Raw genomic sequence first — 24160 nt, 5'->3', positions numbered from 1 at the left:
CGAAGGGGATAACATGGCTAAATCGTTATTCATAATCTGTTTTTCAATAATCTTATCTGGTTGCTCAGTGAAAAAAGAAATAGTACCTATCGGTGGTAGTAAAGCTGATGGTACGGTTCGTATGGGGTATACATATGGTGATAAATTCGGTGCTTTTGAAGTTCCTGTTGTTGATATAGAACGTGCAAACGAATTAGCAACAAAAAAATGTAAAACTTGGGGATATGAAGGCGCTGAAGCATTTGGTGGGAAAACTGAAAATTGTGGTATGAGTAATGGATTTGCATGTACAAGAATGAATGTTGCTATTGAATATCAATGCATCGGTGGTAAATCAGCACAATATTAGATAATACAATTAGTTAATGATTTTTGCTTGATGTGAGAAGTAGATGATAGTTCATATTATAAGCGAAAAGGATGGTGAATGAAACAACAAAACTGGACACTCCAGTTACCAGAAACGATAAGGGCGGCGATGAGTCGCCCTTTTTCATGGGGTGAATTTGATTGTTGTATTTTTGCCTCTGAATGTATTTACGCACAATGCGGTTTCTCTCCAATAAAGCCTTATCTCAATCACTATAAAACCAAAGCCGAAGCCTTCAACCTGCTCAAATCTAAATTTGGCTCCTTAGAGAAAGCCGTATCACGCTATTTCAAATCCATTGAGATTGAGCGCGTTCAGCGTGGCGACCTTGTACTGTTCAAAGGTGAGGACGGTGACAGTTTAGCGGTGGTCTGGGCGAGGCATTATTGGGGCGTAACCCCACAAGGCGTGAAGCCGGTGCAGATTAACCCAATCAAAGCGTGGAGAGTGGAATAATGGGTGGGAGTGGTGGATTAATTTCAAAAGTCGTGGGTGCGGGCTTAATGATTGCGGGGCTATTTACCGGAGGCGTCACCTCAGCGATAGGCATGGCGCTGATGGCAGCAGGCGTCGCGGTTCAAGTCGCAGGTTCGCTTATCTTTAAGCCAAAACTTCCGTCAATGAATTATCGAGATACCGGTGAACGCAAACAGATGTTACGTTCATCGTCTGCCCCTGAAACCGTGATCGTCGGAAAAACAGTGATATCGGGTTTGCTTTTCTTCGCCGAAGAAGAAGCGGGGGAGCAAGATGAAAATGAAAAAATCACACTGGCATTGGCGCTGGCAGGGCACCCCATAGAAAAAATCGGGAAGATTTGGTTAGGGGACGATTTAATTGAGACGTTTGGTGAATATACCGTTCATGAAGTTAAACACCTTTGGTTGAGGAGTTTAAAAATCACGGCACCTGTTGTTGAAGTGGAGTTACATAATAGCAGAGAAGATGTCGATCCCTTTATGCTAAAAAATTGCCCGTCATGGAAAGAGGATATGATTGGTCGAGGTCTGGCGTGGTTACGTGTGACACTCACGTTTGACCAAGAAAAATTCCCTTATGGATTACCCAATGTGAAATGTGAAGTTTGGGGAAAACATCTGTTTGATCCTCGCACTGGGCAAACCGAGTGGAGTAATAATGGGGCTTTAGTCATTTTGGATTATTACCGCCATTATTTAAAAGTACCTGATACAGATATTGATTTTGACAGCTTTAAACAGGCGGCCGATTTATGTGATGAAAAAGTGAGTCTACCAGAAGGTGGATTTGAGTCGCGATATACCCTTAATGGTGCCTATGACTTAAATGAGAGTCCATCGAGTGTCTTGGAAGCGATGCACAAATGCATCAACGCGGAACCGACATTCACCGCAGGAAAACACGGTATTCAAATCGGTGCTTATTATGGGCCGGCAATAAAAACTATCACCGAATCACAATTGATTGGCACTGTCACGTGTACCCCTGAAACAGGTTTAAAAGACGCGACCAATGCGGTGTATGGCACGTTTATTGATGCTGAACAGTTATACACAAAAACGGATTTCACGCCTGTGATTGTAGACGAATGGGTGAAAGAGGATGGCTTAGAAATTCGGGAGAATATCGACTATCGTTTTGTCACCAGCCCTTATCAAGCCCAACGATTAGCTCGCCAATATCTCCGTAAAAAGAAAGCGGGAAGACGGGTTCAACTCACGATGAACTTAGACGGCTATGCTTATCGTCCGGGGGAAGTTGTGCTTTTAGCATTACCTTCTTTGGGGATTAGTGGGCTGGAATTCCGTATTGCCGAATGGTCTTTCCATGCATTAGACGGTGTGGCTTTAACGTTGGAAGAGGATGGTGCCTATTTATATGAAGATGTGATTGGTAAACCGTTTGAGCGTCCGCCGTTTGTGAGTTTACCCACTGGCGGTGTTGCTTCCCCTATTAATCTTGCTTTTGTTCCACTTGCCGTCAGTGACATTGTTCAAGGTATGCTTTCTTGGCAGAATGTGGCGTCTGATGTGCGCTACAACACGGTTAATATCCTTCAAAACGGTAGAGTGATTCAATCTATTCAGGTGCCGGGTGAGCGCGTTGATATTAACGGATTAGCACGAGGAACTTATCGTGTTGAAGTTAGAGCGACGAATATGGCGGGGGCAATGTCGGCACCCGCTATCAGTGATTTTGCTATCCAAGCACCGCCAGCTCCCATTAAGGTTGATGTTACTTCGGGAATGTTCAGCCTCACCGTCTCGCCAAAACAAGGTGATAGTGCTGTCTTGGGTTATACCTTTGAGTTTTGGTTTAGTGAGGAAAAACTCGCTAATCTTTCTGAAAATGAAGTGATCACCAAAACAAACAAAGTTGGCCAAGGGAATTTCTGGACGCAAGAGAATTTAAAAGCAGGACATACGTATTATTTTTATGTTCGAACAATCAACAGCTATGGCAAATCACCTTTTGTGGAGGCTTCTGGTGTTTGCTCAGCTCAAACGGAGTTGCTTCTTGATGAATTAGCGGGGCAAATTAGTCGAGAGCAACTTGCACAAGACTTATTGGGTGAGATAAATAGCAAAGCTGACCTATCAGCCGTTGTTGAGTTAAACACGCAAGTGAAAGCAAACCATGATGCGATTTTAGCGGAGCAAGTTGCACGAGGAGCAGTAATTAACCAAGAACAACAAGCTCGCGCTGAAGCTGATAAAGCGGAGGCTCAACAACGCCAATTCTTAGCCACTCAACTTCGTGGTGATTATACCGGTAATGATTTATCTAAAGTCACCGCAGGGCTCATTTCCGCCGAGAAACAAGCGCGGGTCTCGGGTGACCAAGCGGAAGCGAAAGCCAGACAATCATTGGAAACACGGATGAATGGGAATGTTTCCGCGATTAATAAATCATTAGAAACCCTCACCTCGAAACAGCAAGCCCAAACGCAAGAGATTTCAACGCTCAATTCAAATCTTAAGGGGAAAGCTGATAGCAGTGTGGTGAATGCGTTAAATACGCGAGTATCTAATATTGATGGCAAAGTGACGTCTGCAACCTCTCAGGTACAAACGTTATCCAGCAAATTAGAGACGGTAAAAGCTGATTTAACTGAATCAGTCGTGGTGGATTTAGATTTATCTAAACTCAATGAAAACACCTATTATCCGGTTATTTTGCCTTTAGTAACCTCTCGACGTTATGCCTTTAAGGTTTTTAGAACCTTAGGGCAATATTCAGATAATAAACCCAGTTATGCGACTCACAGCACTAAAGGCTTTGCCATGATTGTGGAGTGGCAAGTGAGTGGTTCTGGATGGGGAACACAATCTGAAAACCGCATCATTGATAATTTTGATTGGAAATGGACAAATCAATCTCCTGTGATGGGACCAGCTCAATTAACGAATGGCTCTGTGGAATATATCTATTTACGGGGAGGCGCTAAATACCAACTCACTAAGCATAAAAGTGTTAACCATCAAATCATCACCAGCACTTACACTAATAACAAACAATCGGTGGCACCAAAAGGATTTGTGATGAATGAAGTGCCTAAGTCCAGCGAACAGAAAGCCAATGCAACGGCGAATGCGGTAAACCAACTTGAAACTAAGGTAACTGAGGTCTCAGGAAAGGTGACCTCGACCGCCCAACAAGTGACTCGTTTAGAAAGCCAAGTGGGTACAAGTTCAGCCAAAATCGAACAAACGTCTAAAGTGGTCACTGATTTAAATGGCAAAATCTCCGCATCATGGACAATGAAAGTCCAGCAGGATAGCAAAGGGAATAAAGTCATTACCGGCATTGGCTTAGGATTTAATGCGCAAGGAAATAGCCAATTTCTGGTTAATGCCCAAAACTTTGCGGTGATATCGTCATTAAATGGCAAAGTGGTGACACCGTTTGTCGTGAAGAATGGACAGGTGGTTATTCATGAAGCCTTAATGGATAAAGCGTGGATACAGAAACTAGTGGTACTCAATTATTTTAAATCATCGGGATTTGATAAAGGGAATGGCTTTTTATTGGATGCAAAAAACAATATTTTCCGCTTTACGGGTGGTAATGGGGCATTAAATATCACCAATAATCAATTGGTCGTCAAAGATGAGAAAAAACGCCTTGTGATGAAAATCGGTTACCTAGGGAATTGATTTATGTATGGTCTTGAAATTTTTCCTGTTGAAGGCGGTAAACCTTACCGTTTAACGCGTGATACGCAAATTCTCTGTTATTTAACCTCTTATCCGATAGGGCCAGAAGATTGGCCCCATTATCGACAACCGAAAAAAACACGGAGCAAAGTCATTCATGAAGCCATGGGGTATGAGGCGTTCGCCATCCCGAGAGTGGCTTCTGTGTATATGGCGGTGAATGATTATGCGTATTTTCAGGGAATAACGCATATCCGAATGGAAGGGCCTGTATTACGTTATGAGTATGTTTATGACAATGTTCAGGTTCAAGACCCACAGATGGCCAAAAGAGCCAATATGGTGGTCGATATTTATGGTATCCCGTTACCGGATAGTACAAAACCAACGTATGGTGTGGAGTGGTATGGGGCCTTTCAGGGATTTCGAAGTGCGATTACACGTAATACACAAATGACTTATTGTGTGTCTCGACAAAAAATCCACCTTGAAGGCGGGCGCTATTGGTCTTTGCCAACAACATTACCGCATTTAGATAAGTGTGTTGTGTTTTATCATGCCACCAACCCTCAAGCGGAAGTGAGCTATTTAGCGCATAAAAAGCAATTATACAGTTCAGCCCAAACAGACATTTATGTGTGTGTTTTCGTTTCAGGAATGGTTTTGACCCCGAAGAGACGTTGGGGGTTATCACTGTACAGTGAAGATGGAACACTGGTCTTTAATACGGACTATCTGCCTTTTACCCGAGGACAATCAATGGCATTGTTATTACGGGAGGGGAGTGTAGAGACTCCATATAGCTTGCCTTTAGTCTGTGCAACCAGTCAGTTTGTGAATGCGTCTTATCAGGATGATAATATTGATTGGGCCAAGCGCAATACAGGGATACGTTTTCGGGGAAAACAGATTTTTGTGAGTGAACGGATACGTGATGCTCATCGGCAACATCATGTAGAGCAACGTATCCCCTTTTATGTCCTTAATGGTTCACATTATTTTTAGTCAAAAAATGCAATATTTGTGTGTGATCATCCATCTGTAGATCTCTGTACACCTATATGCTATCGATTTAGCCTTGGGATGGCAGCCTTACCTATACAGAATGATGTATGTACTTGGTATTATAAACAAAATGAACATATACAGAATGCTTGTAAAGTACACTGATAATAATTGCGTGATATTTGTTAGTTTAGCAATTACTGAAATTTCGCAATAATGGTTTTTTTATTGTTTTTTGATTTTCTTGTGAAGATTAGCTATCACATTTTCATTTTTAAAATACCAGATGGTATAGTTTTCCTCTATCATTTCAAGTGTGCTGAATTTTAGCTCGGCAAGATTGTTTTTATATTCCCCATTTGAAGTTAATAAATAATCATAGGGTTCGCTGCGTATCTTTGATAATTGTGAAGCTGTAATAAGATTGATGTTTATTTTTCTCTCTAAGTGATTGAGGTGTAGCTCAATAATAGATATTCTTCCACTAATAAAATCATCAAGCTCACTTTCTTTTAATGTTCGTAATTTTATTTTTTCTTCAAGTGTATCGAAAAAAATCTCAGTCAAAGATGCTATTTTATCCTTTAGTTTTGATGTTTCAGCCCTTCTAAAGGCTCTTGTGTTTATATACGAGGAAAATAGCCATCCGAGGACGGCTATAATTGAAGAAATTATTACTGCTACATATTTAGGGTCTAAGGTGTTATCTGTCATGAGTTGTGTCATAATCAGCTTTCTCTATCCGTTCTTTTATTAAGAGTTCAAAGCTTTTTAGCTCATCATGATGGTATTCTAATTTGTCGTTTAACTCTTTTTTTGTGAAGTTTTCTGCCCTTATTAATCCACCGAAAGCCTCATCAATAAAGGAACGACCATAACGATTATACCCTGTTAAATCCACTATCACTTTATCGAAGCATCGTAAAGCAGGAACAAGGTGTAACTTACGAAATTTTTCACCATTTCCTGGACCGTCAGAAGGATATCGTCCATATGGTTTCTTATTAAAGTCATTGATTACACTTATTTTTTTTGTTTTTTTAATGCTCATCTAAATCAACCTTAATATTCCATTGTATCAATGTGCCAGGCATACGTTTTGGTAAGTCTATTGTTTCAACGCTACCTGATTTTAGCTTATATAGTCCATTATTGCTATAAATCCAGAGCGTTCCTATATCGTTATCAGTTACAAGACCTTTGATACTTTTACTGCCTTGACCATGCTTACTGGAGTTAGTTCCGGTAACATCACCGACCATTGAAATGGCAATTTTCATTGCGTCTGTAACTTTACCGTATTTATAGCGAAATCCTCCTATGATTACACCTTCTTTTTCCAATTCTTCTTGAATTTTATCATAGATTTTAGGATAGGTTTGTTGCAAAATATTGCCATACCATGCTCGTTTCATCACTGTTTCTGGGATTCCAACACCTAGATCATAAATTGCTAGAAATAACTGATTTCCAGCAAGATCACATTTTGCCCACCATTTCTTATCATTATTATCATGAATATTGGGGTAAGCATGATATGAAACATTATTTATAGCCTCTTGTATAGCCCCACCATATATACTTTCAGTATGCGCTGACATTTGGTTGTTATATATTTTGCTCTGGATGAAATCTACGATTTCATCCCGGTAATCACCTCCTATTCCGCTTATCACAGGGATGAAGTCCTTATTAAAATCAGGTGTTGAAATTCCATCCCGACATAATTTATCCAGCCCAGAGCGTTTTATTGCAGTTGTTGCTTTGAACTCTCTAGGGAATGATATTATTTTAAAATTGACGCCATTTTTGATAGCTAATTCAATTGCAGCGTAGAGAACTAGTAGTGATGCCACTTTGATATTTTTTGTTTGAGAAAAATCTAAATGAACTTTTTTTGTGATGTTTTGATTGCATCGAGATATAGCTGACACAATATTCATTGTGTCACTATATGAGGAATCTTTATCTGCTGAATAAATACTGAAATTAGCTGGAAAACGAATGTATTCGATATCCTTTTTCTTAGGTCCTTTTTTTCGAGGCCTACATGGGTCATAACAAATTGTTTTTCGATCTAGCTCATTCCTCCATCTTTTTTGTGCAATGTAAAATTTTATTTTTTCTTTAGATATGGCCATTTAGTTATCCTTTTTTAATAATTCATAGCTTTAGTGACATATTTCTCTGACTAATTCAGTAAGTTAACGAATTGCGCAATTAGATGGGGCTGTTATGTGCTCCTTATACTTAATTTTTGTCACAGTGAGTCAATGTCACTTCAACTATATCAGAATTAAAACAGGTTTCATTGTCTCCAAAATCTCTAATACCTGATGTGATAAAGGAACTGTGTGTTATCGCTTTCCTCTCATTTGTTCAATAAGTATTGACCAAAGCTTTAATTTCTTCCCATTGAGTTTCAGAATCTTCAGAAAGTAGGATAAACGTCGTAATTTGCTATTCGAATAGGTAACGAGTTAGTACAGATAAATTCTACATAACCAAAGATTACATAAACAGTGGCAATATATAATTATTAGAATGAATAAAAATACTTTTAATCAAGTGGTGATAAAAGGAGGGATTCACTATCTTTTGAGTTAAGCAAGAGTGAATACCTTTTAATAATGACCGCATACATAATGCTACATCATATAAGGTGAATTTAAATTACAGTATAAGTGTTTTATTTTTATGAATAAAAACCACTATTTATAATTTTCGGTAGAAAATAGAAAAGCCCACCGAAGTGAGCTTTTTTGAACTTTCAAATGCACGTGCATTTCACGTGCACTTTCAAGTCCTTTTGTTGTCAGTGTGTAGTCTTGGTGATTTCGCTAACTTCTTGTTTTTGAAACCGTTGTCCTATCACTGACCCACCAAATTTGGTGGAGCTGGCGGGAGTTGAACCCGCGTCCGAAATTTCTACATCCGCGGCACTACATGCTTAGTCTAGTCTTTAATTTCACTTACCCACTGCGGACAGACACGCCATGAATAAGCTAGCTTGATTAAATTTAACGCTTCAACCCCAAGCTAGGCATCCACGCGATCTCTTTTGGGTTTGACCTCTCTTGATCCCCGTCTTAAGAGCGGAAGCTAGGGAGAGAGGGCGCTAAGCAGGTTATTAAGCTGCTAGTGCTAGTTTGTTTTCGTCGTTTGCGACTATTTTTTTGCGGCTTTTTACGAGGCCAACCGCCCCTCGGCATGCACCTTGGGTTTCGCAAATCCCGTCGAATCCAGAATCAGCCCCAAGTTGTTGAAAGCGAGTATATCAGAAAAATACTTGTAATTGCTAGTACTTAACGCAATTTAGCGATTGGCATTTTTCATAATACGTGCTTTGTCTAATTTCCACTCACGATCTTTAATGGTATCGCGTTTATCGTGATCTTTCTTACCCTTTGCAACGCCAATTTTGATTTTGCACCAAGCGTTTTTCCAATAAAGGGAAAGAGCAACAACGGTATAACCATCACGGTTGATTTGACCATAAAGATTATCAAGTTCACGTTGTTTTAATAATAATTTACGGGTACGTGTCGGATCACAAACCACATGAGTTGATGCAACATTTAAAGGGGTAATAGTTGCACCAAAAAGATAAGCTTCGCCATCACGCATGACAACGTAGCTATCACTGATGTTGGCTTTTCCTGCACGCAGTGATTTAACTTCCCAGCCTTGAAGCGCCAAGCCCGCTTCTATCTCATCTTCGATGAAATATTCATGGCGAGCACGTTTGTTTAACGCAATGGTCGCGGAACCAGGTTTGTGTGATTTTTTCTTTGTCATAATGTCCACATTATACTGTATGAGCAATAGAAAGAAATCATTTAACCGACTGTTTTCTTTTCAATTGCATAAAACTTAAGCTATATTCCATTAGATTTTTAATTAGTCACTGTTCAATGATATGATCACACACAGTGTTGTCGTACAGGAATAACTATGCCTCAGATTAGTCGATCTGCTCTTGTCCCTTTTAGCACAGAGCAAATGTTTAAACTGGTTAATGATGTTCTTACTTATCCTGATTTTCTACCAGGATGCGTTGGAAGTAAACTGATCAAAAGCACACCAGAAGAAATGATTGCATCAATAAATGTCTCTAAAGCGGGAATTAGTAAAACATTTACTACCCATAACTTTTTAAAGACTAATGAGCGTGTTGATATGCGTCTTGTTGATGGCCCCTTTCGTAAATTAACAGGGGGATGGGTGTTTACCGCACTTGATGATAATGCGTGTAAAATAGAATTTCAGCTAGACTTTGAGTTCACTAATAAATTAATTGAGTTAGCTTTTGGCCGTATTTTTAAAGATTTAACGAACAATATGGTTCAAGCATTTACTCACAGAGCGAAAGAGATCTATCGTGACTAAAATATGGGTAGAGGTAACCTATGCGTTGCCCGATAAGCAGTATCTTATCCCTGTTGAACTAACGTTAGGGGACACGGTTGAACAAGCTATTATTGCTTCAAATATCTTAACAATTTGTAGTGATATTGATTTGACTAAAAATAAAGTAGGTATTTATAGTCGGCCAACAAAATTAAGCGATAATGTGCGAGATGGCGATAGAATTGAAATTTATCGACCTTTAATTGCTGATCCTAAAGAAATGCGTCGTAAACGCGCTGAAAAAGCACGACAAAAAGCGGATTGATATTATACTTTTCTGTCTAATAGGTGGGAGTTTTATATACTGCATTGATAGGCCATTTGATTACAGACAGATACAAGAAAGACAACACTGTTATAAAGCATTTTCTCCTTATAAAAACACACCCCAACGTCAAATTTAACGTATGGGGTGCAATTCGTTTTTGCCAATCTTATACAAAACTAAGTTTTTTTAGCACTGCAATCGCATTACGATTTTGTTTCAGGTGCTGAGAAGCTAGGCATATTGCCTTGTTTATCAATCTTAGTCAGTATGCCATTGCTATCAAAAGTCAGAGTGAGAGTCTCTTGACGTACTTTTTGATGACCAGGCTCTTCACGGAAAACATAATACCAAGTCTGGCTTCCGAAAGGATCTTTAAGCATTGGCGTACCAAGGGCAAATTGGACTTGCTGCTGTGTCATTCCTTGCTGAACTTTTGCGACTTCGGCTGGCGTTAAATAATTTCCCTGATTGATATCTGGGTGATAAACCAGTCTCTCGAACATAGAGCAACCTGAAGTCATTACGACTAAAGATAAGGCGGCAACTTTTAACAGTTTAAAACGCATGGTTATTACATTCCTTTTAGGGTCATAGTGACGATGATAATCGACAACGCAGCAATTGAAAACCTTTCACGCTCTGCCTATGACCCTAAATATCAATAAAAGTTTGTTAATCGTTATGCAGCCAACAAATCTTTCGCATTTGCTAAGGTATTTTTAGTGACTTCACTACCTGCTAATAAGCGAGCGAGCTCTTGTAGACGTTCTTTTTTCGATAACAGTTTCATGGTTGTTTCTGTTTCTTCACCATTTGTCTCTTTATTGACGAAATAGTGTTGGTGGCCACAACCTGCAACTTGAGGTAAGTGAGTGACACACATGACTTGAGTTGACTCGCCTAACTCACGTAGTAATTTACCCACAATAGCAGCTGTTGGACCACTGATACCCACATCAACTTCATCAAAAATAAGTGCTGGGGTATCCATTTTTTTTGCTGTGATCACTTGGATTGCGAGTGCAATACGTGATAACTCACCCCCTGAAGCGACTTTAGAAAGTGCTTGATGAGGTTGCCCTGGATTAGTGGTGACATTAAATTCAACTTTTGTGGCACCATCGATTTGTAGTGAGTTGTCATCAAAATGGGTATCAACAGTAAAATAACCATGTGGCATTGATAACTGATGCATACTATTAGTGATAAGTTGGCTTAATTCATTCGCATATTGTTGGCGAACTTGGTGCAGTTGTTTTGCGACATCTAATGCCATTAAATGATCAGCTTTGACTTGTTCTATTAAAGCCTCACAATCATCATTTTGACGAAGTAGGGCATTTTTCTCTTCAATTAATTGCTGATGAAGATCATAGAGTTCTTCGGGTGCGACGCGGTGTTTACGTGACAAATTAATGTACTTAGACATGCGTTTTTCTACTTCAAATAAGCGATTAGGGTCCATCTCTAAACGATCGCCATAGTGACGAAGTTCATCGCTCACTTCACTAATTTGGATAGTGGCTTCTTCTAACATCTCTAATAATGAGTTGAACTGGCTTTCCATTGAGGTTAGCTCAGTAATTTCATGTTTAGCCACATTGAGCATACTTAAAATATTTTGCTCTTCGTTGTCACTTAAAATTTGTAAGCTATTTTGACTTAGTGTTAAAAACTGACCGCAGTTAGAAAGACGTTTATATTCTTGATCTAATTCTGGGTACTCACCTTGTACTGGTTGAAATTCATTGAGCTCTTTTAAGTGGTAATCAACCAGCTGCTGTCTTGCTTCTCGTTCTAAAGAGAGCTGTTGAAAAGTAGCTAAAGTTTGGCAACTTTGATGCCATGTTTGATAAGCTGACTTCATGCTTTTTAATAAAGCAGGTTCATGGGCATAGATATCAAGAAGTTGTTTTTGATAGCGAGGCTCTAGAAGTTGTTGGTGAGCATGTTGCCCATGAATTTGAATAAGTAATGAACCAAGCTCTCTTAATTGTGAAAGAGGTACAGAAGTGCCGTTGATAAAACCACGAGAACGCCCATCAGTAGAGATAGTTCTTCTTAATAGGCATTCGTTATGATCATCAAGATGATGTTCTTCAAGCCAACGTTGTGCTGATGGTGTATCAGAGAGTGAGAATCGTGCACATAAATCGGCTCTAGTTGCACCTGGGCGCACCATATTGGCATCACCACGGTTACCTAAGCATAAACCTAGAGCATCAATTGCAATAGACTTACCTGCGCCAGTTTCGCCTGTAATGGTGGTCATGCCACCAGAAAAATCGATTTCAAGTTCACGGACTATGGCAAAATGACTAATGGTTAATTGAGTCAGCATAGTGCCTCTCCTGTGTATAAAAACATATCTGTAATTACATACAGTATAAACTGGTTTTTTATACAGTAAAGTAGAGAGACACAAAAATTAGAACATTTTTTTCGACCAACCCAATTTTGAGCTGAGTGTATTAAAATAGTTGTAATCAGTTGGGTGAACTAAATTGAGCTTTTGACGACTTCTCTTAATAATAACTTCATCACCTTCTTTAATCGGTAACACTAATTGGCTATCGCAACTGACTTCATAATCGATATTTGTTTGTGAGAATTTTAAGCGAATTTGGCTATCACTGCTGATAACTAAAGGACGTGCTGATAATGTATGTGGAAACATAGGCACAAGCGCAATAGCATCAAGGTTTGGCGTTAAAATAGGACCACCTGCAGATAGTGAATAGGCGGTTGATCCCGTTGGTGTTGCGATAATTAAGCCATCAGAACGTTGAGAGAAAGCAAAGCGATCATCAATGTAAACTTCAAACTCAATCATATGAGCGACTTTACCGGGATGAAGCACGACTTCATTGATTGCGGTACCAATACGTGTTCTTTGACCTTCAGCACAGACTCGAGCTTCAAGTAAGAACCGTTTTTCTTCACGATAGTGTCCTGCCAATACATTGGTTAATTGCTGTAAGGCATTATCAGGATCAAGATCTGTAAGAAAACCTAAATTCCCCCGGTTAACACCAATTACTTTGATATTATAACGAGATAAAACGCGTGCAGCGCCAAGCATATTACCATCACCACCAACAACAATGACAAGATCGGCAACTTTGCCAACTTGTGTTAAATCACCTGTTTGTGCATTTTCTAGTTTTAGTTCTTGAGCAACTTGTGTATCAATAATAACGTCATAGCCTTGAGCCAATAGCCAATGATAGAGCATTTCATGAGTTGAAATTGCTTCAGGGTGGCGTGGATGACCAACAATGCCAATGCATTTAAAGTGTTTTTCTTCCGTTACGGTATTATCTGGCATTTTTTTACCCTCGTTTTACGCCAATTCCTTGAAACCCGTTTATTGATCCCCATAATAAACTAAATATGAAGATGAATACCAAAACTACGCGGAGATGTTCATGAGTAGTAAAGAACAAAATGTACATGAAGAGCAAGTCTCAAAAGAAAAAGAAGGAATGGGATCTGTAATGGATGAATCTCAAGAGCAAGTAATGACCGAAGAAACAACAGCGGACTTTAATGCTCAAGCTGAGTTAGTGGAAGCATTAGCGCGTATCGATTCTCTTGAAAAACAACTGGAGCAATCACAAAAAACAGAGCGTGAAGCGATGGCTCGTGCTCTCGCTGAAGTTGAAAATGTGCGTCGCCGTACTCAGCAAGATATTGAGAAAGCGCATAAATTTGCACTTGAGAAGTTTTCTAATGAGTTATTGCCTGTGCTCGATAATTTAGAGCGTGCTTTATCTGCGGCAGATCATGAAAATGAAACGATGAAACCGATGATTGAAGGGTTAGAGTTAACTTTGAAATCCTTCTTAGATGCTGTTCGTAAGTTTGGCATTGAAGTGGTTGAAGAAAAAAATGTGGTATTTAACCCTGAAGTTCACCAAGCCATGACTTTAATTGATAGTCCTGAACATGAATCCAATCATGTGGTTGATGTTATGCAAAAAGGTTATACCTTGAATGGTCGTTTATTACGTCCAGCTATGGTTATCGTTTCTAAATAATACCGATAAAGCATCTGTTATCACATGTGTTATTACATGTAGATAAAGTAAACCGCACAATACGAAGATTATTTAATATTCTTGTTATTGTGCGGTTTTATGTTTTATGGGGCGATATTATTCAATAGGATCAAGATGCCAATTAATAGGTGTACGACCTTGCTGCTGTAAAATATCATTGGCTTGTTTGAAATGACCACAACCTAAAAAGCCTCTGTGGGCAGAGAGTGGTGATGGATGAGGTGCTTTTAAAATAACGTGTTTATTGGTATCAATAAAACGCCCTTTTTTCTGAGCATGGGCACCCCAAAGTAAGAAAATAACCCCATCCCTACGCTGATTGATTTGTTCAATTACTGCATCAGTAAAGATTTCCCAACCATAGTTAGCATGAGAATGTGCTTGGCCTTTCTCTACTGTTAATACTGTATTAAGCAATAAAACACCTTGTTTTGCCCAGCTTTCTAAATAGCCGTGGTTGGGGCGTTTAAAATCAGGGTATTCTTTTTCAAGCTCTTTATACATATTGACTAACGAAGGTGGCGCTGGCACGCCCGGTCGTACTGAAAAAGAGAGTCCATGTGCTTGATTAGGGCCATGATAAGGATCTTGCCCTAAAATAACTACATTCACATTATCAAAAGGTGTAAAACGAAAAGCATTAAAAATATCTTCTTGAGGTGGATAAACGATTTTACCTGCGGCTCTTTGTTGTGCGACTTGAGACATAATTTGATGAAAGTAAGGCTTTTCTTTTTCAGCGCCTATCACATCATGCCAAGTTAATGGTGTAGTCATAACCTAAAATCCTTGTTGATATCTTATAGTGCCTAAGCTTACCGATTTCATAATGGGAATGAAAATATTACGACCTAAAAATAAGAATTAATTGTTCCCTCAACTTTTATTTGAAAATTTACAAAAAAATTGCAAATAAGCTATAAGTGATTATTGATTTAAAACAACACTTTGCACCTTTCTGGCTAAGGTGCTTATGAATTTTATTGATATTTATCAAAGAATGACGCCATTTATACTGGTATATAAGTAGACAGAAACATTGGTTAGACCAAATACCCAAGTTCTGATATGAGATTGGAATTTGATTTTGTGCCCACATTGGAGGTCGAAATGATTACTGGTATCCAAATTACTAAAGCTGATAACGACGATTTATTACATTCTTTCTGGTTATTGGATGATGAAAACGGCGAAGCTCGTTGCATCTGTGCTAAAAAAGGCTTTGAAGAAGGCCAAGTGATTAACCGTAAAGAGTTAGGCAATATCGAATACCGAGAAGTACCTGTAGAATCAAAACCGGTTGTTCGTGTAGAAGGTGGCCAACACCTTAACGTTAACGTATTAAGCCGTGAAACACTGGAAGATGCTGTTAACAATCCTGAGAAATATCCTCAATTAACTATTCGTGTTTCTGGCTATGCAGTACGTTTTAACTCTCTGACTCCAGAACAACAACGTGATGTTATTACTCGTACTTTCACAGAAAGCCTGTAATTTTCACTAAAGTAATAAGTTAATAATAAGCTCGATATGAAAATATCGGGCTTTTTTTATTTATGGCTTTAGCCAGTTTAAGTCGCGCTAGCGTCTTAAACATAAAACCACCTGCTTTGCGGGTGGCGTTCAAGGGTTATACCAAGAAAAACACCTTTCCGTTACGATATAGATGTTCAAGCTAATATTCGTAACTTAAATAAGGAAAGGTGTTTATGGGCATTAAAGCACAAAGCTCAGCGCATACAAAGTGGCTGTGTAAATACCATATCGTCTTTTCGCCGAAATATAGACGGAAAGTAATTTTTAATAATATTCGTTCAAGTATAGGTGAGATCCTGAGAGACCTTTGTAAGTATAAAGGTGTGGAAATAATCGAAGGTCACCTCATGCCAGGTCATGTCCATATGTTAGTGAGTATTCCACCGAAGATAAGTGTTTCAAGCTTTATGGGATATCTGAAGGGTAAAAGCTCGCTAATGATCTTTGATAGACATGCCAATCTAAAATATAAATTTGGCAACAGAAAGTTTTGGGCGGAAGGGTTCTATGTCACAACAGTGGGGCTAAACGAAGCCACAATTCAAAAGTATATCAGAGAACAAGAAAAGTCGGATTTAATCTCGGATAAATTGAGTAGTAAAGAATATGAGAACCCCTTCAAGGGGTAAGCCAAAGTAGCAAAGACACTTAGCTTGAACGAAGAGAAAGCAGCGTCATTTAGGCGCAGTCGGTAATAAGCCCTTATAGGGCAAGAGCAAACCACCCGTTTTACGGGTGGTTATGATTTTTCTATATAAGATTTTTTCTATATAAAATAAGAAAGAAAAGAGAACAATAAAAAACCGTAACTACCTTATATAGATACGGTTTTTTTATAAGTTCAGAAAGAGTACAGATTATTCGTTATCAGTGTTCGTTTTTTTTGCTGGTGCAGCAGGAGCCACATTCTTTTCTGTATGTTCAGCAACTGCTTTGCGACGTTTACCGATATTTTTACGATCACGAGTCCGCACTTTTTCTTTAACCGCTTTTTTCTCTTCTTCTTTTTTCGCCTTGCGTTTAGCGAGCACTTTTTTAGAAGGTTTGAATGTTGCTTTCAGGCTTGGCGCTTTGGTTTCTGGACGTAGTTCGGCAACAACACGATATTTAATAGGCTCTTGAACGTAACGACCAATTTTCCCTAATAATGGATGATCGTGAGCTTCAACTAATGAAATCGCGATACCTTTACGACCTGCGCGTCCTGTACGACCAATACGGTGCAAGTAAACATCCGCAGTACGAGGTAAGTCAAAGTTGAAAACGTGTGTGATGTCATCTAGATCAAGGCCACGTGAAGCAACGTCTGTGGCAACAAGCACATTCATTTTGCCTGATTCTAAACGTTTGATCGCATCGTTACGCTGTGTCTGCGCCATTTCACCTTCAAGGTAGCTACATTTAATACCTTGTTTTTCTAGCGCAGTGACAAGTTCTCTTACACGCTCTCTTTTGCGAACAAAGACAATTGATTTTTTAACATCTTCTTGCTTCAATAGTGCAGCAAGCAACGCTGTTTTATGTTCGAGATTATCAGCATGATAATAGAACTGCTGAATTTTTTTACGTTCCCGGCGAGATGGATCAGCATTAAGTTCAACAGGTTCATTGAGAATGCGCTGTGCAAAATCAATAACCGCATTACCTTCTAGTGTTGCGGAGAACAGTAATGTCTGTTTGCGCCAGCGAGTTTCGCCTGCAATCGTTTCGATGTCGTTAGCAAAACCCATATCTAGCATGCGGTCTGCTTCATCTAAAATCAGCATTTCTACCGCACGGCAGTCAAAGTTTTCTTCTTTGATGTACTGTAATAAACGACCTGTTGTTGCAACAACAATATCTTGGTTCTCGCTGAAGACTTCAGCGTGATTCATATAAGCAACACCGCCTGTGATAGTGGCGATATCTAAATGTGTATGCGCACATAATTCTTTTGCCTGCTCAGCAACTTGCATAGCAAGTTCGCGAGTTGGTGTTAGGATAAGAATACGTGGTGGGCCTGATTTTTTACGTGGATAATCAAGCAAGTGTTGAATTGCCGGAAGCAAAAAGGCCGCAGTTTTCCCTGTGCCTGTTGGCGCAGAGCCTAAAATATCGCGTCCATCCATTGCGGCAGGAATTGCATCTGCTTGAATAGCAGTAGGACGTTGATATCCTTTTTCTTCTAATGCGGTCAATAAACTGTCATCAAGTTCAAGACTGGAAAATGTCGTGGCTGTCATTGTATACCTCTGTTTAGGGCGCGGATTTTGACATTATCCCCCGCTAAAAGCCAGAGGATTTACCGCTATCACATTATATATTACCGATAGACGAAGGTATTCGTTGTTTTTAGGCTTAATCTAAATAAGCGAGCATCGTATACAAATAGTTTAATGTTAAGATAGGGTAGGCAGACGCGTTATCATACCATATATCTCTTTTTCAATGACATGAATGATAATTAATAAAAGAGATAGTAATACGAATTAATAGAGCCAATAGATGAATCAAAAGAAAGTGAAGAAAGTGGGATTACGTAAAGGTGGTTTTACATTTAAACAATTTTTTGTTGCTCATGATAAGTGTGAAATGAAAGTGGGGACAGATGGTGTTTTATTAGGTGCTTGGGCACCTATCGATAATGTAAAAAGTGCGCTTGATATTGGTACAGGGAGTGGATTAATTGCATTAATGTTAGCTCAGCGAGCGAATCAAATTGAACGCCTAGATGGTATTGAACTCGATGAAAAGGCTGCATCACAAGCTACGGAAAATGCTCAAGAGTCACAATGGCGCTCACTTATTCATATTCATCATGATGATATTTATCATTATGCTGAAAAAGCGCAAAATAAGTATGATTTGATTGTAAGTAATCCTCCTTATTTTGAACCAGCAATTGCTTGCCGTAATGATGCTCGTGAGCAAGCACGTTATACTAAAACCTTAACGCATGAGGGATTGCTGGATAGTGCACAATCACTTATCACCGAAGATGGATTGTTCTGTGTTGTATTACCTTACTCTATTGGTGAGCAATTTATTGAAATCGCAGAAAAAAAAGAGTGGAATATTGCAAGACGCGTTAATATTAAAGATAGTGCAGATAAACCTTATCATCGAATTTTGTTAGCATTTCAAAGACAAAATCAAAGCAGTGTTGAATGTAGTATAGATGAACTTATTATTCGTAATAATGGAGGGCATTACACTGATAAGTTTCGCTCTTGGGTGACTGACTTTTATTTATATTATTAAATCTATATTTAATAATACATTGTTTAAGATAATATATATTGTTGTAAGTAATCGTATATATTTAAATAATATCATTGTGTTATCGTTTTTTTATTGGCAAATTGCATTTTGGTTGGGTGATCACCATGATGATTTTTTTGTGATTCATCTCTTAAAATAATGATTGAATTGAACTTCATGCTATTTTTGCACTCCAAGTCTTGTAGCTCATAAAACGAGAAGGAATAACGAGAGTAAATATGACGGAGTCATTTAAAAATAGTGCGAAGCTTGACTTCGGGAGAGTCCATCTCTAATGAGCGAGCAGTTAACGGACCAAATGTTGGTTGAAAAGGTACAAAATGGTGACCAGAAAGCCTTTAATTTGCTGGTTATCCGCTATCAACACAAGGTAGCAAGCCTGATTTCCCGTTATGTACCACAGGGCGATGTGCCAGATGTTTCGCAAGAGGCCTTTATTAAAGCTTATCGCGCCATTGGTTCTTTCCGTGGAGATAGTGCGTTTTATACATGGCTTTATCGCATTGCTGTGAATACAGCAAAAAATTATCTGGTCGCACAGGGGCGACGTCCGCCTTCGAATGATTTAGATGCGAGTGATGTTGAAAATTTCGAATCACCTAATGCACTAAAAGAAATTTCGAACCCTGAGAATTTAATGTTGTCTGAAGAGTTACGGAGAGTGGTTTTTCACACCATAGAGTCATTACCTGAAGATTTAAGGGTTGCTATTACACTTCGGGAACTTGACGGGCTAAGCTATGAAGAGATAGCGGTCATTATGGACTGCCCTGTCGGAACAGTACGTTCACGTATTTTTAGGGCGCGAGAAGCTATTGATAATAAGGTTCAACCATTAATACAAGAGTTTTAATTGTGGGTGAACCATCATTGACTGAAGGGTACTTTTACATGCAAAAAGAAAAACTTTCTGCATTTATGGATGGCGAAATTCTTGATAAAGAATTAATGGGTACAATTGCTCGTGATGACTCTATGAAAGAGACATGGCAACACTACCATTTAATTCGTGACACAATGCGTGGTGATGTAGGTGAAGTAGTCCACTTCGATATCGCAAGTCGCGTTGCGCTCGCTTTAGAGAATGAACCTGTTCGCATAAGTCCTGAACAACAACAAGAGCAGCAACCTGCGCCATCACAATGGCGTCAGCACTCTTTCTTACAAACGTTACGTCCTTGGGCAAGTCAGTTAACTCAAATCGGTGTCGCGGCTTGTGTTTCATTAGCTGTTATTGTTGGTGTTCAGCAATATAATGGAAAAAGTGGTTCTGAAGATTTTCAAGTAGATACACCTGTATTTAATACTCAACCTATTATGGGTTCAGGTTCGCCTGTAAGTTTAAATCTTCAAAACGATACTTTAGGTAAAGACCAGCAAACACGTTTACAAGAGCGTAATCAGCGCCTTGGATTAATGCTGCAACAGTATGAGTTAGATCGTCGTATCTATAATGCACCACAAAATGAAGCGCCAATCAGCGCTCAAGGTGAAACTCAACCTGTAGTAGCACAGTAATAATAGATGTGAATGTATAAATAACGTGTGGGAATGAAACAGTCGTAATGAAAAAATCATGGTTATCCACCTTATTGCTGGTGGGGAGCCTGTCAATGCCGATACAAGCCTTGGCGCAACCTCAAACAGGTAGTGTCGAGGCTTTGTTGCAAAAGATGGGTCAGATAAGTCAAAGCTCTACCTATGAATTATCTTTTATCAATATCAATTCTCAAGGTATTGTTCCTATTCGCTACCGTCACACTCTGATTGATGGCAAACCACTTGCACAATTAATGCAAATGGATAGTACTCGCCGTGAAATTGTTCAACGTGGTGATGAAATCAGTTATTTTGAACCCGGTTTAGATGCCTTTAGCTTAAGAAATGATCATATCGTTGATTATATCCCTTCTATCATTTACCAAAATTTCAATGAGTTATCGGGGTATTATAATTTTATTGATGCAGGTAGAACGCATATTGGTGATATTCCGAGCCGAGTTGTTCGTGTGCTATCGAAAAACAATGACCGCTACGATTATGTCTTGTTTATTGATGAGGAAAGATATCTGCCTTTAAGAGTCGATCTGTTAGATAAGAATAATGACATCATTGAGCAATTTCGAGTGATCACCGTTAATGAAGGAAGTGAAGTTAAAGATGCACTTAATTCATTACGTACTGTCAATATGCCTCCTTTATTACTTGTGCCAAAATCTAAGCCATTGGTTTATAACTGGTCAGTTAGTCAATTACCTGAAGGTTTTAAAGAGGTAAAACGCAGTAACCATCAGATTTCTGAAACAGAGTTTAGTCAGTCGATTTTATTTAGCGATGGCTTATTTGACTTCTCTATTTATGTTAATAAAAGTGGTCAACAGGTTAATTCGCCCGAACGCGATAAAATGTTAAGGTATGGTCGTAATACAATTTATACCTATGACAAAGAAGGTAATGAAATTACCTTTATTGGTCAGTTACCGTTTCCTACGGCACAAGCAATAGTTAATAGTGTTGTATTTACGAAAAAGTAAAGGGTATAAGTTATGGTTAAAGAGTGGGCAACAGTTATACATTGGCATGAAGGTCGAGCGTTATTACGCTACGGCTCTTCTTCTGGCTGTGGTAGTTGCCAAGCTCGTGCTGCCTGCGGCTCTTATTTATTAAATAAAATAGGGCCAGAGACAGTTCATCAACTTGAACTTCCTGTTGCACAAACTTTAGTCGAGGGGCAAAAAGTGGAAGTGGGTATTCCTGAAAATAATCTACTTCTTTCTGCAATGCTTGTGTATTTAACGCCACTTATTGGTCTATTTATTGTCGCAGGCATTGCGAGCCTTTGGTTTTCTAGTGAGTTTGCTATTTTTTGCAGTGGGCTTGTAGGTGGTATCCTTGGTTTCTTATTTGCAAAAAAAGTGGCGACTTGGTGGAGTAAAGACGAAGGTTTTGAGCCTGTTATATTGCAAATAGGGCTTCCACCTCATGAACTTAAAGTTCAATTTCAAGAATAATGAGCAGATTAAAGAGATGGGGCATTTGCCCCATTATTTTTATCATGCCGCTTTTGTAATAATACTCATCTTAAATTAACGCATTTCTTTATCTAGAAAATACTCGCAAAAAATTACAAATAAATGCAAGTCTTAGCATAAATGTTTGTGTTTGATGAACGTTTCTTTGAGTATAATGTCTCTAATGTGTAGAATGCGTCATCAATCATAACTCCTGCAATATAGAGTTTTCGCTTTGTGTCCATGAATGACTCCAAAGCCAGATTTATAGAGCAAAGCAATAGAGAAAAATAATTTCAGAATGAAAAACATACGTAACTTTTCCATTATCGCACATATTGACCACGGTAAATCGACGTTATCTGATCGAATTATTCAAATTTGTGGTGGCTTAACAGATCGTGAAATGGCTGCGCAGGTTCTTGATTCTATGGATCTTGAGCGTGAACGTGGTATTACAATCAAAGCGCAAAGCGTAACTTTAAATTACACCGCTGATGACGGTGAAGTTTATCAGCTTAACTTTATCGATACCCCAGGACACGTTGACTTCTCTTATGAAGTATCTCGTTCACTCGCAGCGTGTGAAGGCGCCTTATTGGTCGTAGATGCCGGGCAAGGGGTTGAAGCGCAAACATTAGCTAACTGCTATACAGCGATGGATATGGATCTCACCGTCGTTCCTGTTTTAAATAAAATAGATTTACCAGCAGCAGAGCCTGAGCGTGTTGCTGAAGAGATTGAAGACATTGTGGGGATCGATGCCACAGATGCAGTGCGTTGCTCTGCAAAAACAGGTATTGGTGTTAAAGAAGTTATCGAGCGTCTTGTTAAAGAAATCCCAGCGCCTGAAGGCGATCCTGAGGCACCATTACAAGCACTGATTATTGACTCTTGGTTTGATAATTACTTGGGTGTTGTTTCACTTATTCGTGTTAAAAACGGTAAAGTAAGTAAAGGCGATAAAATCAAGGTAATGAGTACGGGACAAGTTTATAATATTGACCGTATTGGTATTTTTACACCCAAACAAATTGATACAACATCATTAAATTGTGGCGAAGTTGGTTGGGTTGTTTGTGGTATTAAAGATATTTTAGGTGCACCTGTTGGGGATACCTTAACAGCATCCCAAAAACCAGCAGATAAACCATTACCTGGCTTTAAAAAAGTTAAGCCACAGGTTTATGCCGGTTTATTCCCAATTAGTTCTGACGACTATGAATCATTCCGTGATGCATTAGGTAAATTGAGCTTAAACGATGCTTCATTATTCTATGAACCAGAGAGTTCATCTGCATTAGGTTTTGGTTTCCGTTGCGGTTTCTTGGGTCTTCTGCACATGGAGATCATTCAAGAACGTTTAGAACGTGAATATGACCTTGACCTGATTACAACGGCCCCAACCGTAGTTTATGAAGTTGAAATGACTAACGGTGATATTGTATTAGTGGATAGCCCGTCTAAATTACCACCACTGAATAATATTGAAGAAATCAGAGAGCCTATTGCTGAGTGTCATATGCTATTACCGCAAGAATACTTAGGTAATGTAATTACTTTATGTATCGAAAAACGCGGTGTTCAAACCAATATGGTCTATCATGGTAATCAGGTTTCATTAACTTATGAAATTCCGATGGCTGAAGTGGTATTAGATTTCTTTGACCGATTAAAATCAACATCACGCGGTTATGCTTCTTTAGACTATAACTTTATCCGCTTCCAAGGCTCTAACATGGTTCGTGTAGATGTCTTGATTAATGGTGAGCGTGTTGATGCTTTAGCATTGATTACACATAACGATAATGCACCTTATCGTGGTCGTGAATTGGTGGAAAAAATGAAAGAATTTATTCCACGCCAACAGTTTGATATCGCCATCCAAGCAGCAATTGGTAACCACATTATTGCTCGTTCAACTGTTAAACAGTTACGTAAAAACGTATTAGCCAAATGTTATGGCGGTGACGTTAGCCGTAAGAAGAAACTGTTACAGAAACAGAAAGATGGTAAAAAACGTATGAAGCAAATTGGTAACGTAGAGCTACCACAAGAAGCGTTTTTAGCCATCCTTCATGTTGGTAAAGATAAATAATTTA

The 24160-nt window shown here is 39.0% G+C and carries 24 protein-coding genes and 1 other RNA gene; 15 read left to right on the top strand and 10 right to left on the bottom strand.

Going from position 1 to position 24160, the window contains the following annotated elements; all coding sequences use genetic code 11:
- Window positions 1–67 precede the first annotated feature (67 nt).
- The 4 genes from yecR to NBG71_RS08330 all read left to right on the top strand — a co-directional run bounded on the left by yecR (window position 68) and on the right by NBG71_RS08330 (window position 5511).
- On the top strand, window positions 68–349 hold the full coding sequence (yecR, locus tag NBG71_RS08345) for a YecR family lipoprotein (protein WP_223878674.1): 282 nt from the start codon (window positions 68–70) through the stop codon (window positions 347–349).
- Between the two features lie 78 nt (window positions 350–427).
- Window positions 428–826 carry a DUF6950 family protein gene (locus NBG71_RS08340; protein ID WP_004251558.1) on the top strand — a complete coding sequence of 133 codons (399 nt, stop codon included), beginning with the start codon at window positions 428–430 and terminating at the stop codon, window positions 824–826.
- On the top strand, window positions 826–4506 hold the full coding sequence (locus tag NBG71_RS08335) for a phage tail tip protein J-related protein (protein WP_250916752.1): 3681 nt from the start codon (window positions 826–828) through the stop codon (window positions 4504–4506). Before NBG71_RS08340 ends, NBG71_RS08335 begins: the two co-directional genes overlap by 1 nt.
- Before the next feature lie 3 nt (window positions 4507–4509).
- On the top strand, window positions 4510–5511 hold the full coding sequence (locus NBG71_RS08330; RefSeq protein WP_250916751.1) for a DUF6453 family protein: 1002 nt from the start codon (window positions 4510–4512) through the stop codon (window positions 5509–5511).
- 225 nt (window positions 5512–5736) lie between these two features.
- Here the strand turns inward: NBG71_RS08330 and NBG71_RS08325 are convergent, their stop codons facing one another.
- From NBG71_RS08325 to smpB, 5 genes are all read right to left on the bottom strand, one after another.
- Window positions 5737–6237: a hypothetical protein gene (locus tag NBG71_RS08325; protein WP_161748404.1), complete on the bottom strand. Its 501-nt coding sequence runs from the start codon at window positions 6235–6237 to the stop codon at window positions 5737–5739.
- Window positions 6215–6562 (bottom strand): STAS-like domain-containing protein, encoded by a 348-nt coding sequence (locus NBG71_RS08320; protein WP_161748403.1) that lies wholly within the window; start codon window positions 6560–6562, stop codon window positions 6215–6217. Before NBG71_RS08320 ends, NBG71_RS08325 begins: the two co-directional genes overlap by 23 nt.
- Window positions 6552–7652, bottom strand: a complete 1101-nt coding sequence (locus NBG71_RS08315) for an ATP-binding protein (protein ID WP_161748402.1) — start codon at window positions 7650–7652, stop codon at window positions 6552–6554. Before NBG71_RS08315 ends, NBG71_RS08320 begins: the two co-directional genes overlap by 11 nt.
- A gap of 748 nt (window positions 7653–8400) precedes the next feature.
- Window positions 8401–8767, bottom strand: a transfer-messenger RNA (tmRNA) gene (gene ssrA, locus NBG71_RS08310).
- Between the two features lie 59 nt (window positions 8768–8826).
- A complete protein-coding gene (smpB, locus tag NBG71_RS08305) occupies window positions 8827–9309 on the bottom strand; it encodes an SsrA-binding protein SmpB (RefSeq protein ID WP_075673655.1) in 483 nt (160 codons plus the stop codon).
- Window positions 9310–9465: 156 nt separating this feature from the next.
- On the opposite strand from smpB, the gene NBG71_RS08300 reads away from it, so the two are divergent.
- Both NBG71_RS08300 and NBG71_RS08295 read left to right on the top strand, forming a co-directional pair.
- Window positions 9466–9900 (top strand): SRPBCC family protein, encoded by a 435-nt coding sequence (locus NBG71_RS08300; RefSeq protein ID WP_006533588.1) that lies wholly within the window; start codon window positions 9466–9468, stop codon window positions 9898–9900.
- The gene (locus NBG71_RS08295; RefSeq protein WP_075673656.1) at window positions 9893–10186 is read left to right on the top strand and encodes an RnfH family protein; all 294 of its coding nucleotides are present in this window, start codon (window positions 9893–9895) and stop codon (window positions 10184–10186) included. Before NBG71_RS08300 ends, NBG71_RS08295 begins: the two co-directional genes overlap by 8 nt.
- A 206-nt stretch (window positions 10187–10392) precedes the next feature.
- Here NBG71_RS08295 and bamE read toward each other — a convergent pair whose 3' ends face one another.
- From bamE to nadK, 3 genes are all read right to left on the bottom strand, one after another.
- Window positions 10393–10755 carry an outer membrane protein assembly factor BamE gene (gene bamE / locus NBG71_RS08290; RefSeq protein WP_075673657.1) on the bottom strand — a complete coding sequence of 121 codons (363 nt, stop codon included), beginning with the start codon at window positions 10753–10755 and terminating at the stop codon, window positions 10393–10395.
- Between the two features lie 113 nt (window positions 10756–10868).
- Window positions 10869–12530 (bottom strand): DNA repair protein RecN, encoded by a 1662-nt coding sequence (gene recN, locus NBG71_RS08285; protein WP_250916750.1) that lies wholly within the window; start codon window positions 12528–12530, stop codon window positions 10869–10871.
- A gap of 87 nt (window positions 12531–12617) precedes the next feature.
- Window positions 12618–13517, bottom strand: a complete 900-nt coding sequence (gene nadK / locus NBG71_RS08280) for an NAD(+) kinase (RefSeq protein ID WP_083629114.1) — start codon at window positions 13515–13517, stop codon at window positions 12618–12620.
- A 100-nt stretch (window positions 13518–13617) separates the two neighbouring features.
- Between nadK and grpE the strand changes: the two genes are divergently transcribed.
- A complete protein-coding gene (gene grpE / locus NBG71_RS08275) occupies window positions 13618–14229 on the top strand; it encodes a nucleotide exchange factor GrpE (RefSeq protein ID WP_075673658.1) in 612 nt (203 codons plus the stop codon).
- A 117-nt stretch (window positions 14230–14346) separates the two neighbouring features.
- Here grpE and ung read toward each other — a convergent pair whose 3' ends face one another.
- Window positions 14347–15027: a uracil-DNA glycosylase gene (gene ung, locus NBG71_RS08270; RefSeq protein ID WP_075673659.1), complete on the bottom strand. Its 681-nt coding sequence runs from the start codon at window positions 15025–15027 to the stop codon at window positions 14347–14349.
- A 333-nt stretch (window positions 15028–15360) separates the two neighbouring features.
- On the opposite strand from ung, the gene grcA reads away from it, so the two are divergent.
- Together grcA and tnpA are read left to right on the top strand one after the other, a co-directional pair.
- Window positions 15361–15744 carry an autonomous glycyl radical cofactor GrcA gene (grcA, locus tag NBG71_RS08265; RefSeq protein ID WP_023581591.1) on the top strand — a complete coding sequence of 128 codons (384 nt, stop codon included), beginning with the start codon at window positions 15361–15363 and terminating at the stop codon, window positions 15742–15744.
- Between the two features lie 215 nt (window positions 15745–15959).
- On the top strand, window positions 15960–16415 hold the full coding sequence (tnpA, locus tag NBG71_RS08260; RefSeq protein WP_250916749.1) for an IS200/IS605 family transposase: 456 nt from the start codon (window positions 15960–15962) through the stop codon (window positions 16413–16415).
- A 228-nt stretch (window positions 16416–16643) separates the two neighbouring features.
- Here the strand turns inward: tnpA and srmB are convergent, their stop codons facing one another.
- A complete protein-coding gene (srmB, locus tag NBG71_RS08255; protein ID WP_231133406.1) occupies window positions 16644–18008 on the bottom strand; it encodes an ATP-dependent RNA helicase SrmB in 1365 nt (454 codons plus the stop codon).
- Window positions 18009–18270: 262 nt separating this feature from the next.
- On the opposite strand from srmB, the gene trmN reads away from it, so the two are divergent.
- From trmN to lepA, 6 genes are all read left to right on the top strand, one after another.
- Window positions 18271–19026: a tRNA(1)(Val) (adenine(37)-N(6))-methyltransferase TrmN gene (gene trmN, locus NBG71_RS08250; RefSeq protein WP_075673662.1), complete on the top strand. Its 756-nt coding sequence runs from the start codon at window positions 18271–18273 to the stop codon at window positions 19024–19026.
- Window positions 19027–19321: 295 nt separating this feature from the next.
- Window positions 19322–19900 (top strand): RNA polymerase sigma factor RpoE, encoded by a 579-nt coding sequence (rpoE, locus tag NBG71_RS08245; protein ID WP_006533574.1) that lies wholly within the window; start codon window positions 19322–19324, stop codon window positions 19898–19900.
- A gap of 38 nt (window positions 19901–19938) precedes the next feature.
- Window positions 19939–20565 carry an anti-sigma-E factor RseA gene (rseA, locus tag NBG71_RS08240; RefSeq protein WP_229578322.1) on the top strand — a complete coding sequence of 209 codons (627 nt, stop codon included), beginning with the start codon at window positions 19939–19941 and terminating at the stop codon, window positions 20563–20565.
- Window positions 20566–20612: 47 nt separating this feature from the next.
- Window positions 20613–21581, top strand: a complete 969-nt coding sequence (gene rseB / locus NBG71_RS08235) for a sigma-E factor regulatory protein RseB (RefSeq protein ID WP_075673664.1) — start codon at window positions 20613–20615, stop codon at window positions 21579–21581.
- A 12-nt stretch (window positions 21582–21593) separates the two neighbouring features.
- Window positions 21594–22058, top strand: a complete 465-nt coding sequence (rseC, locus tag NBG71_RS08230) for a SoxR-reducing system protein RseC (RefSeq protein WP_099659371.1) — start codon at window positions 21594–21596, stop codon at window positions 22056–22058.
- Window positions 22059–22359: 301 nt separating this feature from the next.
- The gene (gene lepA / locus NBG71_RS08225; protein WP_075673666.1) at window positions 22360–24156 is read left to right on the top strand and encodes a translation elongation factor 4; all 1797 of its coding nucleotides are present in this window, start codon (window positions 22360–22362) and stop codon (window positions 24154–24156) included.
- The last annotated feature ends 4 nt before the right edge of the window (window positions 24157–24160 follow it).

It is taken from the genome of Proteus sp. FZP2095, assembly GCF_023701425.1.
Lineage (GTDB): Bacteria > Pseudomonadota > Gammaproteobacteria > Enterobacterales > Enterobacteriaceae > Proteus > Proteus cibarius.
Note: the sequence above shows the minus strand (reverse complement) of the source record. Positions and strands in the feature narration are given on the sequence as shown.

What these genes read in the sequence shown, in the direction of transcription:
- NBG71_RS08340 (WP_004251558.1), top strand. Translation starts at nt 428, where the DNA reads ATGAAACAACAAAACTGGACACTCCAGTTACCAGAAACGATAAGGGCG.
- NBG71_RS08335 (WP_250916752.1), top strand. Translation starts at nt 826, where the DNA reads ATGGGTGGGAGTGGTGGATTAATTTCAAAAGTCGTGGGTGCGGGCTTA.
- NBG71_RS08330 (WP_250916751.1), top strand. Translation starts at nt 4,510, where the DNA reads ATGTATGGTCTTGAAATTTTTCCTGTTGAAGGCGGTAAACCTTACCGT.
- NBG71_RS08325 (WP_161748404.1), bottom strand. Translation starts at nt 6,237, where the DNA reads ATGACACAACTCATGACAGATAACACCTTAGACCCTAAATATGTAGCA.
- NBG71_RS08320 (WP_161748403.1), bottom strand. Translation starts at nt 6,562, where the DNA reads ATGAGCATTAAAAAAACAAAAAAAATAAGTGTAATCAATGACTTTAAT.
- NBG71_RS08315 (WP_161748402.1), bottom strand. Translation starts at nt 7,652, where the DNA reads ATGGCCATATCTAAAGAAAAAATAAAATTTTACATTGCACAAAAAAGA.
- smpB (WP_075673655.1), bottom strand. Translation starts at nt 9,309, where the DNA reads ATGACAAAGAAAAAATCACACAAACCTGGTTCCGCGACCATTGCGTTA.
- NBG71_RS08300 (WP_006533588.1), top strand. Translation starts at nt 9,466, where the DNA reads ATGCCTCAGATTAGTCGATCTGCTCTTGTCCCTTTTAGCACAGAGCAA.
- bamE (WP_075673657.1), bottom strand. Translation starts at nt 10,755, where the DNA reads ATGCGTTTTAAACTGTTAAAAGTTGCCGCCTTATCTTTAGTCGTAATG.
- recN (WP_250916750.1), bottom strand. Translation starts at nt 12,530, where the DNA reads ATGCTGACTCAATTAACCATTAGTCATTTTGCCATAGTCCGTGAACTT.
- nadK (WP_083629114.1), bottom strand. Translation starts at nt 13,517, where the DNA reads ATGCCAGATAATACCGTAACGGAAGAAAAACACTTTAAATGCATTGGC.
- grpE (WP_075673658.1), top strand. Translation starts at nt 13,618, where the DNA reads ATGAGTAGTAAAGAACAAAATGTACATGAAGAGCAAGTCTCAAAAGAA.
- ung (WP_075673659.1), bottom strand. Translation starts at nt 15,027, where the DNA reads ATGACTACACCATTAACTTGGCATGATGTGATAGGCGCTGAAAAAGAA.
- grcA (WP_023581591.1), top strand. Translation starts at nt 15,361, where the DNA reads ATGATTACTGGTATCCAAATTACTAAAGCTGATAACGACGATTTATTA.
- tnpA (WP_250916749.1), top strand. Translation starts at nt 15,960, where the DNA reads ATGGGCATTAAAGCACAAAGCTCAGCGCATACAAAGTGGCTGTGTAAA.
- srmB (WP_231133406.1), bottom strand. Translation starts at nt 18,008, where the DNA reads ATGACAGCCACGACATTTTCCAGTCTTGAACTTGATGACAGTTTATTG.
- trmN (WP_075673662.1), top strand. Translation starts at nt 18,271, where the DNA reads ATGAATCAAAAGAAAGTGAAGAAAGTGGGATTACGTAAAGGTGGTTTT.
- rpoE (WP_006533574.1), top strand. Translation starts at nt 19,322, where the DNA reads ATGAGCGAGCAGTTAACGGACCAAATGTTGGTTGAAAAGGTACAAAAT.
- rseA (WP_229578322.1), top strand. Translation starts at nt 19,939, where the DNA reads ATGCAAAAAGAAAAACTTTCTGCATTTATGGATGGCGAAATTCTTGAT.
- rseB (WP_075673664.1), top strand. Translation starts at nt 20,613, where the DNA reads ATGAAAAAATCATGGTTATCCACCTTATTGCTGGTGGGGAGCCTGTCA.
- rseC (WP_099659371.1), top strand. Translation starts at nt 21,594, where the DNA reads ATGGTTAAAGAGTGGGCAACAGTTATACATTGGCATGAAGGTCGAGCG.
- lepA (WP_075673666.1), top strand. Translation starts at nt 22,360, where the DNA reads ATGAAAAACATACGTAACTTTTCCATTATCGCACATATTGACCACGGT.